Source organism: Spirosoma pomorum, assembly GCF_054776615.1.
In genome coordinates this window covers 275,481-289,238 of the sequence record NZ_BAAHBP010000027.1, presented here as the reverse complement: position 1 = coordinate 289,238, position 13,758 = coordinate 275,481, and the positions used below count along the sequence as shown (strand labels likewise).

Annotated in this window: 6 protein-coding genes; 1 reads left to right on the top strand and 5 read right to left on the bottom strand. The window is 61.3% G+C overall.

Annotated features, from left to right (window positions below):
- Positions 1-36 precede the first annotated feature (36 nt).
- On the bottom strand, positions 37-429 hold the full coding sequence (locus tag ACYVAD_RS16665) for a helix-turn-helix domain-containing protein (protein WP_461140642.1): 393 nt from the start codon (positions 427-429) through the stop codon (positions 37-39).
- Positions 430-642: 213 nt separating this feature from the next.
- Here ACYVAD_RS16665 and ACYVAD_RS16660 point away from each other — a divergent pair, with 213 nt between their 5' ends.
- Complete coding sequence (locus ACYVAD_RS16660; RefSeq protein ID WP_461140641.1) at positions 643-1,737, top strand: amidohydrolase family protein; 1,095 nt, start codon at positions 643-645, stop codon at positions 1,735-1,737.
- 79 nt (positions 1,738-1,816) lie between these two features.
- Here ACYVAD_RS16660 and ACYVAD_RS16655 read toward each other — a convergent pair whose 3' ends face one another.
- The 4 genes from ACYVAD_RS16655 to ACYVAD_RS16640 all read right to left on the bottom strand — a co-directional run bounded on the left by ACYVAD_RS16655 (position 1,817) and on the right by ACYVAD_RS16640 (position 13,659).
- A complete protein-coding gene (locus tag ACYVAD_RS16655) occupies positions 1,817-2,350 on the bottom strand; it encodes a DUF998 domain-containing protein (RefSeq protein WP_461140640.1) in 534 nt (177 codons plus the stop codon).
- A 479-nt stretch (positions 2,351-2,829) separates the two neighbouring features.
- The gene (locus tag ACYVAD_RS16650; protein ID WP_461140639.1) at positions 2,830-3,201 is read right to left on the bottom strand and encodes a hypothetical protein; all 372 of its coding nucleotides are present in this window, start codon (positions 3,199-3,201) and stop codon (positions 2,830-2,832) included.
- Positions 3,202-3,246: 45 nt separating this feature from the next.
- Positions 3,247-9,456 (bottom strand): beta strand repeat-containing protein, encoded by a 6,210-nt coding sequence (locus ACYVAD_RS16645; protein WP_461140638.1) that lies wholly within the window; start codon positions 9,454-9,456, stop codon positions 3,247-3,249.
- A gap of 141 nt (positions 9,457-9,597) precedes the next feature.
- On the bottom strand, positions 9,598-13,659 hold the full coding sequence (locus tag ACYVAD_RS16640; protein WP_461140637.1) for a hybrid sensor histidine kinase/response regulator transcription factor: 4,062 nt from the start codon (positions 13,657-13,659) through the stop codon (positions 9,598-9,600).
- Positions 13,660-13,758: the final 99 nt, after the last annotated feature.

The window sequence follows — 13,758 nt, the reverse complement described above, 5'->3', positions numbered from 1 at the left end:
TCCGCCCAGAAATAAGGCTTTTTTTGTCTCACGGGGCTAGATTGTGGGCGTGGGTTCCTCCCCCCGCTGGTAGGCGGTGGGTGTCAGGCCGTATTGTTCGCGGAAGCAGCGGGCAAAGTAACTGGCGCTCTCGAAGCCCACTGCGTCGGCTACGTCGGATACCGACGCGCCCGCACGCAGGCGCTGACGGGCCTGTCCCAGCCGGTAGTTGCGTATCAATTCGGTGACGGTGTATCCGGAGAGGGCTTTGACTTTTCGGTAGAGCTGCACCCGGTTCACGTGCAGGGCACTGGCCAGCTCGTCCACGCCAAACCGGGCGTTGTTGAGGTGTTGGTCCAGTACCTGCTGCAGCGCCGTCATGAACGGATCATCCGTCCCCGACCAGTAAGCAACCTTACCTATCGGGCTAGAGTCCGCAGGTCCGCCCATAAAGCAGGGTTGATCTATACTAGCAAACCGATTGTCTCTTTATCTCTGGAAAACGCTCCCTCCCGAAACGAAGAGATACTGGCATATCTGTAATTCTGGCATTTTGCAGAAATGATGATGAGGGCAACTGACCTCATACATTTATCCGATATCCAGATAGTAAGCAAACGATTAGGTTTGCCCTTAACTTATCCATGTTGTTCACCCAGGCTCATGATGCATTTCCTTAGACGACAAACCCTCATCAATATCCTGCTGACCAGTTCCGGCTACTTGTTAGCAACGGGAGCTGGCTGGGCGCAACTAAGCCACAAACGATTACCCATCATCGACATGCATCTGCATGCCTTTCCCTTCACCGCTCAAGGTCCACCACCAGTCACCATTGGCGCACCCTATCGTGACTGGTCGGCCCAGGATCCTAAACAGGGCGGGGGTGTGGGCTATATGAAGCAGTTACTCAAATCCGCTACCCTGTGTGCCAACTGTTTAACCTCCGCTCCCTCCGACGACGCCTTGCGCAACCAAACGATTAGCATTCTTAAGAAATACAATATTATTGGCGTAGCCAGCGGGCCGATGGCCTACGTTCGACGCTGGCAACAGCAAGCCCCCGACCGGATTATTCCGGGCGTACTGTTTACTATCGGTGATCCCGCACTTACCCTGGACTCGATGCGGCATTATTTTCAGACCGGAGCCGTCAAGGTGTTCGGCGAACTGTGCTTGCAGTATCAAGGCATCGCCCTGTCAGATTCTGTTGTCGAGCCGTATCTGAAACTGGCGGAAGAATTTGATGTACCCGTAAGTGTACATATTGGCACGGGCCCACCGGGAGTAGCCTATTTTGGTGATCCTAAGTATCGAGCCCGCTTGCACAGTGCCTTCACGGCGGAAGAAGCGCTGATCCGCCACCCTAACCTACGGGTAGCCATCGCTCACGCGGGCTGGCCGCTGGGCGATGATCTGCTGGCCACACTGTATGCTCATCCTCAGGCGTATGTAGATCTGGGGGTGATCTGCTACATTTTGCCCCGGGCGGAGTTTTATGCTTATCTGAAACGCATCATGGATGCGGGTTTTGGCAAGCGGGTGATGTTTGGTTCGGATCAAATGGTTTGGCCACAAGCTATCGAAGCAGGCATCAAGGCGATAGAAGAAGCTAATTTTTTAAGTGCCCGTCAAAAGCGAGATATTTTTTACAACAATGCAGCTCGATTCCTGCGTCTAGAAGCTCCTAAGAAATCAAGCTTGCCAAAGGGAAGAGCGACCAGTGAGAAATTGGCAAAAAAAGCGTCGTTAGGTTGATTGGTTTTGTGAAGTATCCACCTCCTCAATCTCACCAAGCGCTCAATTAATTACCCATCCCCTGGACGCTATCTTTTCTTTACGTAGCCAGCAGTAAAGAGCCGAACAGAACCCCTTCCATCAGCCGCTGAACAAGACCCCGAAGCGGCAAGCCCCAAAGCGACAAGAGAACACTACCCACAATCAGGACTGCAGCCCCAATAGCATACAGATTGTAATCAAGTACGACCAACTGAGGGCTCAGTTGAGTCAGCCAATAAGCACCACCAACATACTCCACGGCTCCCCCTATATTATGAAGCTGCTGTCGCCCACTACCCGACAAGGGGGAGCCCACATCACAGGGAAACAAGGCCGCCACGATGTAGCCCGTTCCCACGCACCCCGCTAAACCAGCCAGAGCGGTTGAATCAGCAACCAGGGCAACCAGGCCCAGCAGTAAGCCAACGGGTAGAAACAAGCCATAGCTGACAGGGCGCGACAGCGGACTACCCGCTTCCCCTAACTCGCTGATCGTATTTTGCCACTGCGAGTAAGCGAGCTTACGCCCGCTAAAGTAGCCAATGCCTACTAACAGCCATACCGTACTGAACAGTGCTAAACCAAACGTCATTCGACCAGATAAGATACCTACCAACCAAACTCTTCGCCATCAGTAATGCCGCTCAATTCGCGCTATCGACGTCGCTACTGAGAGGCAGGTAATCAGGTCGTCCTTGATTGACCAAAAGGTGAAACTAATCAACTCCTCGATCTACCGTTGGTCAATGGGAAGAGCGGAACAAAAAGCGGATAGCTGGTGGCTCCTTTCAGCGAGACGGGCTAAGCCAAAGGGTGACGGCTAAGCGTTAAACACTCAAAGTCTTGGTAAACGAACTCAAGCGAGCCGAGGGGTATTATAATTAGGGCGTTTACCAACCCGAGTTTAGTGCGCAGTGTCCTTTCAATCTAAAACTCGGCCAGGCGGATCACCAGATGACAAACGCGGCTCTCCCAGTAGCTACCACCCGCCACAAAAAAGCCGTCACCCAGCAGGCGACGGCTTTCTCATTCAGTCAACTAACTCAGTTGATAATGACGCACTCGGACCAATCATTCTCCGCTGGAGCCCAACCGGAGCGGTCGCTGCATCCGATCATTGAACAGGTCAAGGGCCTGGTCATCGGGGACGATCTCCGCGGCTAACGCTTCGACCGCCAGCTGATGGCGCTGACCCAGCCGGGCTGCCCGTAACTCGAAGCGCAGTTCAGTCGCCACCCAGCCCCAGGGGCTGCCCGTCGTTGTGGTCTGCAACGCGGTGGTGACCAGTTCTTCGAATAGCAGCCGGGCTGTAGCGGCATCAACAGCCTGTATTAACCGGACAACTAACTGCTCACAAATCTGCAACTCCTGAACCTGGCAGGGTACGCCCCACTGTTGACACGTTTGGGCCGTACGATGAACAAAATCAGGTATCGATGACATAATTGGTGCTGGGTAAAAACAATTGATTTCGTTGAGATACGTTGCTTAGTGCTTGAGGACATTGACGGTTTGACGTTGAGTGGGCGTTTGCACTTGCAGCAGATAGACGCCTGCCCTACCTCCGACCCGTAGCACCACCCGCTCCACCAAACCAGCAGACGCCACCTCGACCACCTGGGCCGCCGGGTAGCCCCGCTCATCAACAACACCCAGCCGCAGCCGCTGACCGGACGCCCCGCTGACGTCAACCACCAGCTCATCGCCCACCAGCGGGTTGCCCAGCACCCGGACCTGGAGGCCCGACTCGGCAAGCACACCCAACCGGCCCTGAGCCGACCCGCAGCCCGCCAGCCAGTCGTAGCGGAAGCTCGTGGTGCTCCCCCCCTGCTGGGCCACCAGCGTGATCACCGGGTTGTCACTGTACAAACGCAGCGTATAGGGACCAGCCGCCATCGTGCGGCCCAGTTCATTGACCACCGAGAAGCTCACCGGCTCCCCCGTCAGACCCGTATACTGGGGCACAAAGCGTACCCGCCGTTCCCCCCGGCCCGCGTCCACCGTCTCGCACGACACCGTCGTCACCCCGCTGATCGCAAAACCCGCGGGCGGAGTCACGGCACTACCCCTGACCGTCAGCTCAAAGCGGGTGCTGGCCGACAAGCCCCCCGGATCGGTCGCCGTCACCGTCACCGGGCTGGTGCCGCTCACCGAAGGCGTGCCCGAGATGGTGGCCGGGGCCACGAAGACCAGACCCGCCGGCAAACCCGCCACGCTCAGCCTCAGCTGGGTGGGCGTCTGGGCGTCGGTGAAGGTGCCGGCCGGAATGGTGAAACTGTACCCCTGCCCCACCGTGGCCGTCTGGGCCGTGATCGGACTGACAACCGTGGGGGGCGTGTTGAGCGGATCGACTGGTGGGGTGCTGCCGTTGCAGCCCGCCAGCCAGTCGTAGCGGAAGCTCGTGGTCGCGCTGCCCTGCTGAGCCACCAGGGTGATGATGGGGTTGTCACTGTACAAGCGCAGCGTGTAGGGACCAGCCGACGGGGTGGCCGCCAGCTCATTAACCACCGAGAAGCTCAGGGGCTCCCCCGTCAGCCCCGTATACTGGGGGGTGAAGCTGACCCGCCGTTCGCCCCGGGTTGCATCCACGACCACGCACGACACCGTCGTCACCCCGCTGATGGCAAAGCTGCAATTAGCCCCCGTGACGGTAGTGGCGGCCGTGGCCAGGCAGCCGTTGGGCGTGGTGGCGGTGACCGAGTAGGTGCCGGCGGCACTGACGGTGGCCGAGTTGGCGCTGGATAGCTGGGTGGCCCCGGGGCTGAAGCGGAAGGTCGAGGCCGCCGGGGCGCCGGTGGCGGTGAGGGTGACGAAGCTACCGGGTGAGCAGGCCAGGGGTCCGTCGTTGGTCAGGCTCAGGGCGGCTACTGTCTGGTCGGCGGTGACATTGGCGCTGGCCGAGGTGGTGCAACCGCTTGGCGCCGTCAAGGTCACGCTATAAATACCCGCGCTACTCACGCTGATGACGGGATCAGTCGAGCCCGTGCTCCAGCGCACCGATCCCGTGCCCACCGCTGTCAGGCTGGCCGTCGGACTGGCGCAAGTCAGCGTGGCACTGCTTGGCGTGATACTCAGCGAGGGGGCAGTTTGATCGGCCGTTACGTTCGCGCTGGCCGACGTGGTGCAGCCATTGGGTGCCGTCAACGTAACACTGTAGATGCCTGCGCTGCTGACGGAGATAACAGGCTCAGTCGAGCCCGTGCTCCAGCGTACACTCCCTGTGCCAACGGCTGTCAGACTGGCCGTCGGACTAGCGCAGGTCAAGGTGGCGGAGCCGGGGTTGATGGTGAGCGAAGGCGCGGATTGTTCGGACGTCACGCTGGCGCTGGCCGAGGTGGTGCAGCCCGTTGGCGAGGTCAACGTCACGCTGTAGATGCCAGCCGCACTCACGCTGATGACAGGCTCGGTCGAGCCCGTGCTCCAGCGATACGTCCCACTACCCACCGCCGTCAAACTCGCCGTCGGACTGGCGCAGGTTAAGGTAGCACTGCTTGGGCTGATGGTGAGCGAAGGCGCGGATTGCCCGGCCGTTACGTTCACGCTGGCGGAGCTGGTACAGCCGCTGGGTGCCGTCAACGTAACACTGTAAACACCCGCCGTAGAAACACTGATTATCTGGTCGGTCGAGCCCGTGCTCCAGCGATACGTCCCACTGCCCACCGCCGTCAAACTCGCCGTTGGACTCGCGCAGGTCAAGGTGGCCGAGACAGGGTTGATCGTCAGCGAGGGCGCGGATTGCTCCGCCGTTACATTCGTGCTGGCCGAGGCCGTTGAGCCATTGGAGGCCGTCAACGTAACACTGTAAATACCCGCGCTGCTCACGCTGATGACAGGCTCGGTCGAGCCCGTGCTCCAGCGTACACTCCCACTGCCCACCGCCGTCAGACTCACCGCGGGACTGGTGCAGGTGAGCGTGGCTGAACTAGGATTGATGGTCACGCTGGCCACACGCGCATCGACCCGGAAGCTGATCCGCGTCGAACCACTGCTGGTCTGTTGACCCGGCAGCTGGGCCTGGGCAAACACGGAATAGGACCCGCTCGCCAGGGCCTGATCCGCTGGCAGGCTCACGCTGAAGCTGCCCAGGGTGCCGCTACTGGGCGTACTGGCCGTGGTACTCAGCGTGCGCAGGGGTGTACCCCCCTCATCCGTTACGGTCACCGTCACCGTGCTGGAGGCCGGGGCCGTGCCGCTGAAGGTGGGCTGGCCAGTGGTAGTGGTGCCGCTGGCGGGCGTGGTCAGTGTAGGCCGGGGCGTGATGGGCGGATCGACGGCGAGGTTGAAAGCCGTCGAGGTGACGCTGCTGCAGGCGTTGGTGATGACGGCCGAGTAAGAGCCCGCGTCCGAGGTCTGGGCGTTGGTAATGGTCAGCGTAGCCGAGGTCTGGCCCGTCACCGGGTTGTTTAGATTGTCCTTGTACCACTGGACGGTGGGATTGGAGCCACTGACCCCGACACTCACGCGAACGGTGCTGCCGTTGGGCACCACGAAGCCGGCGGGGGGCTGCTGAGTGATCACTAAGGGTTGGGTAGCATCGCCCTGAAACTCGAAGGCACCGATGTCGATGCGGCCGTTCTGGAAGAAGCGGGCATTACCCGCTAGGTCGGTGGTGCCGCTGGTGGTAGTGGTGCTGGTGGGGTCACCGGCGTCGACGGCTACCGAGCATTGGCTAAGCTGGTAGTTGGTGCCGCCCACGAAGGGCGAGCTGGTGGCCACCAGGTTGTTACTCCCCGTGAAGTCGTTCTCGCCGGTGCCGATGAGGCAGTAGCTGGCTGTTACGCCCGTGCTCGTGTCGTTGTTGATGCTGGTGCCGGCTGCTTCCTGGTTGTCCCAGAGGATGCAGTTGGTGAGTTGGGGCTGGCTACTACTATAGTTGACCAGAGCAGCCCCCGCCCCGGCCCGGTTGGCCGTCAGGGTGCAGTTGACAAGGCTCGGACGGCTGTTGCTCTCACTGTATAGAGCCCCACCCAGATTAGAAGAGTTACCGCTGATGAGACAGTTGCTTAGACTTGGACTGCTGCTATAGCCGTTGTAAAGGCCACCACCCCTGCTACTGGCCGAGTTGCCGTTGATGAGACAGTTGCTCAGACTTGGACTGCTGCTGTCGTTGTAGAGGCCACCACCAAAGTTGGTAGCGGAGTTGCCGCTGATGAGACAGTTGCTCAGACTTGGACTGCTGCTGTAGTTGTAAAGGCCACCACCAAAGCGGGTAGCGAAGTTGCCGCTGATGAGACAGTTGCTCAAACTCGGACTACTGCTGTCATTATAGATCCCCCCGCCCTGGTCTGCTCTGCCGCCGGTGATGACGACCCCGTCCAGCACCGCCGTGCCGTTCAACCCGTTGTTATTGTTGTTAATTACACTGCTGCTCCCGCTGGTCAGCGTGGTCGAGGAGAGCTGCCCCGCCACGGGGTTGACGGCGGGGCGCTGGCTGAGGGCCGTCTCCGAGCCCGCAAAGCCCCCGTAGATGGCCACGTTGTTTTTCATCACAAACGAGGCCCCACCACTGGTGCGGGTGTAGCGCCCGCCGGCCACCCAGACCTGCTGCACGCCCTGAGCGTCGATCATGGCCTGTAGGTTGGCGCTGGCGTTGGCCCAGGAGGAGCCGTCGCCCGTGCCACTGGCCGTCGCTTTGACGTAACGAATGGGCTGGGGCGGAGTCTGGTCCTCGTAGGCGCCGATGTCGATGCGGCCGTTCTGGAAGAAGCGGGGGTTGCCGGCCAGATCGGTGGTGCCGCTGGTGGTGGTGGTGCTGGTGGGGTCGCCCGCGTCAGTGGCCGGAGAACCCGCCCGCAGCCGGTAGTCGGTGCCCCCCACGAAGGGGGAGACTGTGGCGGTAAGGTTGTTGGTACCCGTAACATCAGCCTCGCCACTGCCAATGAGGCAGTAGTTGGCCGTCACGCCCGTGCCCGTGTCGTTGTTGATGCTGGTGTTGGCTGCTTCCTGGTTATCCCACAGGATGCAGTTAGTGAGCTGGGGCTGGCTGCTGGAGTAGTTGATCAGAGCCGCCCCGAACGTGGCTCGGTTGGCCGTCAGGGTGCATCCCGTGAGGGTAGGGCTGCTGCTATTGTCGTTGCGCATGGCTCCGCCCAGATTGGCGGAGTTACCGCTCAGCAGGCAGTTGGCGAAACCGGGGCTGCTGCTTTGGTTGTAGATACCACCCCCACGACCACCGTTCGTAGTGGAGTTGTTAGCGATGGTACAGTTAGTGAAGCGGGGGCTGCTGCTTCGGTTGTAGATACCACCACCAATTATAGCTGTGTTGTTGGTGATGGCGCAATTGGTGAGGGTAGGGCTGCTGCGTTCGTTGAAGATACCACCCCCATTACCACTATTAGCTGTGTTGTTAGCAATGGTGCAGTTGGTGAAACTGGGGCTGCTGTTGCTGTTGTAGATCCCACCACCAAAACCACTAGCTGTGTTGTTAGTAATGACGCAGTTGGCGAAGCTGGGGTTGCTGTTGAGGTTGTAGATCCCACCGCCAAACTCCGTGCTGCCGCCGGTGATGACGACCCCGTCCAGCCGGGCCGTGCTGTTTAGCCCGTTGTTGTTGATCACCGCCCCCCCGCTACTGCCTACCGTCAGCGTGGTCGAGGAGACCTGCCCCGCCACGGGATTGACCGGGGAACGCTGGTCTAGGGCCGTCTCCGAACCCCCAAAGCCCCCGTAGATGGCCACCCCGTTCTTCATCACAAACGAGCCCCCGCCGGTGCGGGTGTAGCGGCCGCTGGCCACCCAGACCTGCTGCACGCCCTGGGCATCGATCATGGCCTGTAAGTTGGCGCTGGCGTTGGACCACGAGGAGCCGTCACCACTGCCGCCTTGTTTAACGTAGCGGATAGTAGGCAGCACGTACGTGATAGTGACCAGGCCGTTGCCCGAGTTGCCCGCCGTTCCCGTCGTCACGCTCGGGTTGCTCGCGGTGGGGGAATAGTACGAACCGCCACCACCACCAACACCACTACCACCAGCACCACCACCTGAGTAGCCACCAGCACCACCACCACTACCACCACTCGAAGAGCCACTAGCACCACCACCAAAACTACCCGAAGTGGCTCCACTGCCCCCCGCCCCGCCGTTCACAAAGGCTTTACCACCACCATCACCACCACCGTCGCCCAGCAGGCCACCACCACCATTACCACCAGTACCACCACCAGCACCACCACTACCATTACTACCACCAGCACCACCACCACCAGCTCCAGCTCCAGCACCACCACTTGGGCCGGCCTGCCCGTGTTTGCTCGGGGAGTCTGCAAAACTCGCCCCACCACCCCCGCCGGCAATCACCAGCGGAGTGGGCACTGTCGCACTGCTGCCGGGGGCCACCACAAACGTGCCCCCACCCCCGGCGGCTCGGCCATTTAGCGACTGGCCCACCAGCACGCTCAGGGCCTGGCCGGGGGTGACACTCACCCGGGCGGCCACGATGGCCCCTTTGCCCGCCGACGCGGTGCCCCCTTGAATAGCCCCCCCTTCGGCTCCCCGGGCCTCAATGGTCAAAGAAGTAACGCCACTGGGTACCGTCCAGGTCACGATCTGGCCGGTGTAGGAAAAACTCTGCGTGGTAGTCACCGCCCCGTTCTGGGCCAGTGAACGACTCCAGACGCTGCATAAGACGACCAGCAGCAACACGAGTCGCGGCCAGGGCCTGCAATAAATAAAGAGGGTTCGGGTAGTAGTTGAGTCCATAGATTGCCGGGCAGGGGGTTAGTCAACCTGCCAGCCGCAAAGCTAGGGCTCGGCACCCCGGGGGGGTTAGTACAAATGTTACATCGACTAGTAAAGATGTTACATCAACCCAAAAAATGGGGCTTTTTTTTGCCCCCAGGGCTACTTGGCGGGTGTAGGCTCCTGGCCCCGCTGGTAGGCGCTGGGCGTCAGGCCGTATTGCTCGCGGAAGCAGCGGGCAAAGTAGCTGGCACTCTCGAAGCCCACCGCGTCGGCCACGTCGGCTACCGACGCGCCCGCACGCAGGCGCTGGCGGGCCAGTCCCAGTCGGTAGTTGCGTATCAATTCGGTGACGGTGTATCCGGAGAGGGCTTTGACTTTTCGGTAGAGCTGCACCCGGTTCACGTGCAGGGCACTGGCCAGCTCGTCCACGCCAAACTGGGCGTTGTTGAGGTGTTGATCCAGTACCCGCTGCAGCGCCGTCATGAACGGATCATCCGCCCCTGGTAGCTCTCCGCCCGGCGGGTTGCTGGGCAGTCGGACAGAGTCGGACTGGACGGCATCGGGATGCAGCAGCTGCTGGCGCAGCCAGGCACGCTGGCGTTGCTGGCGGGTCAGCAGGTTGCGGACCTGTAGGTGCAGCTCAGTCGGCAGAAAGGGTTTGGTCAGGTAACTGTCTGCCCCACCGGCCAGGCCATGCAGCCGGTCATCGACGGTGGCTTTGGCCGTCAGCAGCAGCAGGGGGATGTGGCTGGTTTGCGGGTCCTGCTTCAGGCGGCTACTGAGACCATAACCATCCAGTCGGGGCATGAGTACGTCGCTGATGATCAGATCGGGGCCCAGCGCCAGGGCGGTTTCCCAGCCCGCCTGCCCATCGTCGGCCAGCTGCACCCGCCCCAGGTCGGCCACGGTTTGCGCAATAAACGCCCGTAGCTCGGGCTGGTCTTCGACCACCAGGATCAGCGGCTGCTCGTCGGAACGATGCATATCGGGCGTTTCTATCAACGCAGACAAGGTAGCGGGTAGCGGGGCCGACACCGATGCGGGTTCACGGATCGGGTCTACCACGGGCTGGTAGGGTAGCTGCACCACGAAGCGGGCCCCCCCGTGGGCATCGGTCCAGGGGCTTTCCACCCGCACCGTGCCCCCCTGCAACGTAACCAGCTCGTTCACCAGCGCCAGACCAATGCCCGAGCCCGGCGACGCGGCCGATTGGGGCTCGGCCTGGTAATAGCGGTCAAAGACCCGTTCCTGTTCGGCCGTCGTCAGCCCCGGTCCGCTGTCGGCCACCACCAGTTCGACCCCGCCGGTAAGGGTTACCTGAACGCTACCCTGCTGAGTGAACTTAATGGCGTTGGTCAGCAGATTCAGTGTGATACGTTCCAGTTTGTCCGCGTCGAACCAGTACAGGGAGCCTGGCAACGTATTGGTTAGCGTGAGAGCAAGTCCCTTTCGGTCGGCTTCGGGCCGCACCGACTCCAGCAACTGAGCCACAAACGTAACCAGGTCGCCGGGCTGGGCCTGTACCGACACCACCCCCGCTTCGAGTCGCGAGAGGTCCAGCAACTGGTTAGTCAACGACAGCAGTTGCTGCGCCTGCCGGTCGATGGTGGCCACCCACTGCTGATCGGCGGGGTCGTTCAGCCGCGTTTTCAGGTGCTGGGCCGGTCCCAGAATCAGCGTGAGCGGGGTGCGCAGCTCGTGCGTTACGTTGGCGAAGAAGCGGGTTTTGAGCTCGTCGAGCCGCCGGAGCTGATCGGCTTCGCGCTGCTGGTTGAGTTGATGCTGGCGTTGCTGAATCTGCCGGGTCCGAAACTGGCTGTAGGCCCACAGCAGCCCCGCGATCAGCAGGGCGTAGGCCCCGTAGGCCCAGCCGGTCTGCCACCCCGGTGGCGCAATGTGAAACTGTACCTGGCGAACATGCCGGCTCCACTGGCCACTGGTGTTGGCCGCCTGAATCCGGAGGTCATACCGACCGGGAGGCAGAGCCGTAAAAATGGCTTCGGGCCGGTTCGTTTCTACCCAATCGGACGAAAGGCCCCTCAACTGATAGCGGTAGGTCGCCTGCCCCAGCCGGTTGTACTGCATAGCCGCGAAGCGAACCGTCAGGAAGTTCTGGTTGTAGGGCAGCACCAGGTCGGTTAGCTGGCCGTTGCCGCCCGGCCGCAACAACGAGTCAACCGGCAGCGCCCGGTTGTTGACCAGGATGGCCGACACCTGCACGAGGGGCTGGAACGTATCGGGCCGGATGGCGCGGGGATCGAAACCGACCAGACCGGCAATGCCGCCCAGTATGATCTGTCCACTGGCGGGACCGACGGGAGGCATCGCTACGGCGTGAAAGCGGTTGAATTCATCGTTGATCAGACCATCCTCCTGCCGGTAGGTGCGGACGCGACCCGTCCGCCGGTCGAGCTGCCCCAGCCCCTGGTTGGTCGCCACCCAGACCGACCCCCACCGGTCCGGGATGGCCGCATAGACGACGTTGTTGGGCAGACCCTGCCGGGTGGTGAAGCGAACGCAACGGCCGGTGCGTTTGTCGAATCGGCACAGGCCGCTGCCAAAGGTACCGATCCAGAGCTGGTTGGCATTCAGCGGATCGCTGGTGAGCCAGTACAGGTTATCGTTGGGTAGGGATGTCGAGTCCTTCGGATTCCGTTGGTAGGTACGAATCTGCCCACTTTTTCGGTCGACCCGGTAGAGGCCCCGGCTGGCCGTGGCTAGCCACAGCGCCTGGCGGTCGACGACCAGTTGCAGCATGGGCGAGGGGATGGCCGAGGAGCGAAACGCCCCGAACCGAATCCACTGATTCAGGGCGGGGTCGTAGTAGCCCGTCCAGTCGGGATGCGCTAGCCACACCCGCCCGTCGGGGTCGGTGGCCAGCAGGGTTGGTCGCTCCAGCCGGTAATCGCGCAGCGGTACTGGGCCGGCCTGGACGGTGAGTTGGCGGGTTGCCGGGTTAAGCCGGTAGAGTGGCGTGTTGCCGGTAGCCAGCCACATCTGCCCGCTGTTGTCGATGGTGGTGCGCAGGTTGTAGGCGGTCGTTCCGGTCGGCCAGGCTGGTAGTGCACCGGGAGAAACACCGGCGTACTGCGTCAGCCAGTCATCGATGAAGAACCGGCGATACGGCATGTTCCGGAAGGCCGTTGCCCGCAGGTTTATCTTATGCACCCCCACCAGATCGGTGCCCAGCCAGAGCACGTCGGAGCGGTCAATAAACAGCGCCAGGTACATGGCTCCTCCACCGGGGGGCGTCAGGGGTTGCAGCCCCTGAGCCGGGGTGTAGCGAAATAGCTGCTGATTCAAATTCAGGTACTCGGTCCCCTGGCTGTCGGAAGCGATTTGTTGATGCCAGTCCGCCCGCCCGTTCCGGACAGCTAACGGGTACACTATCGTTTGCCGGGTTTGGGGATTCCAGCGGGTCAGGTGCCTCTCGGCGGATAACCAAAGTTCGCCGTTGGGTCGGCGGTAGAGCCGGCGGATGGGGTCGGTGGCCGGGTGGCCGGCGGGGTAACCCACGTGGATGAAGTGGCCGGTGGCCGGCTCAAAGCGGGCCAGCCCCCGCGCTGTAGTAATCCAGATATGTCGCCAGCCATCTTCCCCCACGGCGATCATCGGCTGATTCGCGGGACCACCCGATTGGGATGAATAGTGAATGAATCGCTGGGTATCCCGTTCATAGCAGCTTAGTCCGCTTCGGCGAAAGGTGAGCCAGAGCCGCCGGTGCGAATCGGGGTAGACGTTGACCAACGTATCCCGCCCAAAAGCGCGTTGGTAAGCGGGTAGGCGCGAAAGGTTGGTAAATGTTTCGCGCAGGGGGTCGAAGCCATCGAGTCCAAACTGATCATTCTGAATCCAGAGGTAGCCATCAGGTCCCATCACCAGCTTAGTAAGGCCTGGTCCGGACAGCGAGGGTCGTGGCTCATTGGTGGGCTGAAAAACCTTGAAGGTGTAGCCGTCGTAGCGGGCTAGTCCGTCGCGGGTGGCCATCCAGATAAAGCCGCGCTTGTCCTGGGTGATGGCCGGGACGAACGCCTGGGGCAGGCCCTGGCGGGCGGTGATTACTTCAGGAGCGGGTAATTGTAGAGGCTGCGCGCCCAGGGAGGCCAGGGCGGCCAAGAACAGCAGGACAACGTACCAGCTGCCCCGCAATCCATTTTTGCTTACCCGTCCAACGAAACGACGATCGGGTTGCCGCCATTCTGTACACTGACACGCCATCATACTACTACTCCGAAAGTAGCTTAATATACGGCTTAAATGCGGCAATGGATGGGAACGCGTAGACAATCGGTTTTGCAAACAGGTCAATGATGGAATCCG

Excerpts from the sequence above, each read along its gene's own strand:
- ACYVAD_RS16645 (WP_461140638.1), bottom strand. The coding sequence starts at position 9,456 with ATGGACTCAACTACTACCCGAACCCTCTTTATTTATTGCAGGCCCTGG.
- ACYVAD_RS16665 (WP_461140642.1), bottom strand. The coding sequence starts at position 429 with ATGGGCGGACCTGCGGACTCTAGCCCGATAGGTAAGGTTGCTTACTGG.
- ACYVAD_RS16655 (WP_461140640.1), bottom strand. The coding sequence starts at position 2,350 with ATGACGTTTGGTTTAGCACTGTTCAGTACGGTATGGCTGTTAGTAGGC.
- ACYVAD_RS16640 (WP_461140637.1), bottom strand. The coding sequence starts at position 13,659 with ATGATGGCGTGTCAGTGTACAGAATGGCGGCAACCCGATCGTCGTTTC.
- ACYVAD_RS16660 (WP_461140641.1), top strand. The coding sequence starts at position 643 with ATGATGCATTTCCTTAGACGACAAACCCTCATCAATATCCTGCTGACC.
- ACYVAD_RS16650 (WP_461140639.1), bottom strand. The coding sequence starts at position 3,201 with ATGTCATCGATACCTGATTTTGTTCATCGTACGGCCCAAACGTGTCAA.